This window comes from Streptomyces sp. URMC 126 (assembly GCF_051386555.1).
Classification (GTDB): Bacteria; Actinomycetota; Actinomycetes; order Streptomycetales; family Streptomycetaceae; genus Streptomyces.
The window spans coordinates 1-3,028 of record NZ_JBPQTX010000513.1 but is presented as its reverse complement, the minus strand read 5'-3'; the positions used below and the strand labels follow the sequence as shown (position 1 = coordinate 3,028).

3 protein-coding genes are annotated in these 3,028 nt (G+C 76.2%); 2 read left to right on the top strand and 1 reads right to left on the bottom strand.

What is annotated here, in order from left to right:
• A partial coding sequence (locus ACSNOK_RS32125) for a PucR family transcriptional regulator ligand-binding domain-containing protein (protein WP_436784317.1) occupies positions 1-1,161 on the bottom strand: 1,161 nt, incomplete at its 3' end.
• Positions 1,162-1,665: 504 nt separating this feature from the next.
• Here ACSNOK_RS32125 and ACSNOK_RS32120 point away from each other — a divergent pair.
• Both ACSNOK_RS32120 and ACSNOK_RS32115 read left to right on the top strand, forming a co-directional pair.
• A complete protein-coding gene (locus ACSNOK_RS32120; RefSeq protein WP_436784316.1) occupies positions 1,666-2,553 on the top strand; it encodes an FAD binding domain-containing protein in 888 nt (295 codons plus the stop codon).
• Positions 2,544-3,028 (top strand): (2Fe-2S)-binding protein (locus ACSNOK_RS32115; protein ID WP_436784315.1); only part of this gene is annotated, 485 nt, incomplete at its 3' end. The genes ACSNOK_RS32120 and ACSNOK_RS32115, both read left to right, overlap by 10 nt.

Genomic DNA, 3,028 nt, shown 5'->3' with positions numbered 1-3,028 from the left:
GGCCGGGGGGAGGGGGACGAGGGCGACGGCCTCGTCGTCGGTGTGGGCGACGGCGATGCGTTCGGACGGCTCGGTTCCGGTCGCGTCGGGGGCGACCAGCGCCTCCTCCAGCAGGCTCTGGGCGATCGGCCCGGCCGGGAGGGCGGCGGCGGTCTCGCCGTCGGTCCACTCCACGCGGGCCACGACGACCTGCCAGTGCGGGGCGGCGCCGGGCCCGGGGAGGAGGACGGGCGTGGCGACCCGCAGCCGGGCGGCGATCTCGGCCGGCGCGGCGTTCGACTGGACGAGCTCCAGCACCTCCTGGGCCAGCCGGCGGCGTACCGTCCGGGCGGCCTCGCGCCGCTCGCGCTCGACGGCGATCAGCTGGGTGACGCCGTGCAGCAGGTCGAGCCGTTCGGCGGGCCAGTCGCCCGCGTCGGCCTCGACGGCGAGCAGCCAGTCGGACAGGACGGTCTCGCGCGGGTCGGCGGGACCGGCGGACGTGCCGCGGATCGGGAACAGGGAGTACGTCGCGCCGCCGGCCGTCACCCGGTGCGGGCCCCGGCGGCCCGAGCGGGCCGCGGCCAGGTGCTCGCCCGCCAGGACGGCGCTGACCTCGGACGACAGCGCCGGACCGGCGCCGGCCAGCGAGGAACCGGCGATCGGGCGGCCGGTGGGGGAGAGGACCCAGGCGCGCAGGTCCAGGTCCGAGCCGAGCAGGTCCAGGACGACCTCCGGGCCGCCGCCCGCCGGGCCCGAGGTCATCAGCCGGCGGTGCCGGTCCACGACCGCGGCCAGGTCGCCGGCGCGCTCGCCCGAGACCTGCCGGACGACGTGCTCGGTGATGGACGCGAACGACACGGTCTCGTCCACCGAGAACAGCGGCAGCCGGTGCCGGGCGCAGGCCTCGATGAGGTCGTCCGGGGTGGAGCTGATCTCCGCCTCGCCCGCCGCGAGTCCGGCCACCCCGGCGGTGGCCAGGATGCGGACGAAGCGCTCGGAGTCGGCCGGCTCCCGGCGCCAGGCCAGGCCGGTGAGGACCAGTTCGCCGCCCGAGAGGTAGCGGCTGGGGTCGCGCAGATCGGTCGTCATCACGCCGCGGACGGTGCGGTCCAGCTCGTCCTCGCCACCGAGCAGCCGAAGGCCCAGCGCGTCGGTCTCCAGCAGTGCGCGCAGCCGCATGATGGGTCGCCGCCGATCTTTCTCGTGTGCTGTCGTGTTACCGGTGCGAAGCCGTGAGGTTTCCGGGCTCCGTCTTTCGTTCGAATCTACAAGACGGTGGGCGTGACCAGCCAACCGCTTCATGGTTTCGGTGACTGCACCCGTCCGGTGAAGCCTCTGTGTACTGGCTGCACGCGGCACCGACCCGGCACGTTCCTGTCCTGACCCGGCACCGTCCCTGTCCTGACCCGGCACCGTCCCCGTCCTGACCCGGCACCGGCGTACGGATCGCGTGCGGCACCGGCGGCACCGCCGTACGACCGCACGCGGCACCGGCCCGGCGCCGAGCGGGCTCGGCACCTCCCCCACGACGACCCGCCCGGAGCCGTCCGGACGGCCCCCGAACGGCCCCTCGAAAAGCCCCCGAACGGCCGCACCCGACCGCCGTCGGGCCTCGGCGGGGGCGGGCCGTACGGGACGGCCGGCGGACCCGGCGGCGGGACCAGAGCGAGAAGAGAAACGCCCATGGACTTCCTGCGCCCCGACCGCTGGGAGGACGCTCTGGCCGCCAAGGCCGAGCACCCCACGGCGGTGCCTCTGGCGGGCGGCACGGACGTGATGGTCGAGATCAACTTCGACCACCGGCGCCCGTCCCACCTGCTCGACCTCACCCGCGTCGGCGAGCTGTACGCGTGGCAGACCGACGGGCCGGACGTCCGCCTCGGCGCCGCCGTCCCCTACGCCCGCGTCATCGCGGAGCTGTCCCGTCCGCTCGCCGGCCTCGCCCTCGCCGCCCGCACGGTCGGTTCGCCGCAGATCCGCAACCGGGGCAGCGTCGGCGGCAACCTCGGCGCCGCCTCCCCGGCCGGCGACTCCCACCCCGCGCTGCTCGCGGCGGGCGCCGTGGTGGAGGCGGAGTCGGTGCGCGGCACCCGGCTGATCCCGGTCGAGGACTTCTACACCGGCGTCAAGCGCAACGCCCTCGCCCCGGACGAACTGATCCGCGCCGTGCGCGTGCGGAAGGCCACCGGGCCGCAGCAGTTCGCCAAGGTCGGCACGCGCAACGCGATGGTCATCGCCGTGTGCGCGTTCGGCCTCGCCCTGCACCCCGGCACCCGTACGGTCCGCACCGGCATCGGCTCGGCGGCGCCCACGCCCGTCCGGGCCCGCGCGGCGGAGGACTTCCTGGCCGCCGCCCTGGACGAGGCCCGCTGCTGGGACACCGGGCGGCCCGTACCGGACGCCGTGGCGGCCGAGTTCGCCGCCCTCGCGTCGGCCGCCTGCAACCCCATCGACGACGTGCGCGGCAGCGCGGCCTACCGGCGCCACGCGGTGGGGATCATGGCCCGGCGCACGCTCGGCTGGGCCTGGCGGGAGTACACGACGGGGGAGAGGGGCGCGCTGTGCGCGTGAACATGACGGTCAACGGCAGGCCGCAGCGGGCCGACGACGTGTGGGAGGGCGAGAGCCTGCTCTACGTCCTCCGGGAACGGCTGGGCCTGCCGGGCTCCAAGAACGCCTGCGAACAGGGCGAGTGCGGATCGTGCACGGTCCGCCTCGACGGCGTCCCGGTCTGCGCCTGCCTGGTCGCGGCCGGCCAGGCGGAGGGACGCGACGTCGTCACCGTCGAGGGCCTGGCCGCCCTGGCGGGCGCGCCGGAAGGGCAACTCTCGCCGGTCCAGCAGGCGTTCGTGGACGCGGGCGCCGTCCAGTGCGGCTTCTGCACCCCGGGCCTGCTCGTCGCCGCCGACGACCTGCTCGCCCGCGACCCCGAGCCGTCCGACGCGGACATCCGCGAGGCGCTGTCCGGCAACCTGTGCCGGTGCACGGGGTACGAGAAGATCCTCGACGCCGTGCGGCTCGCCGCGGCGCGGGGCGGGGAGGGGCG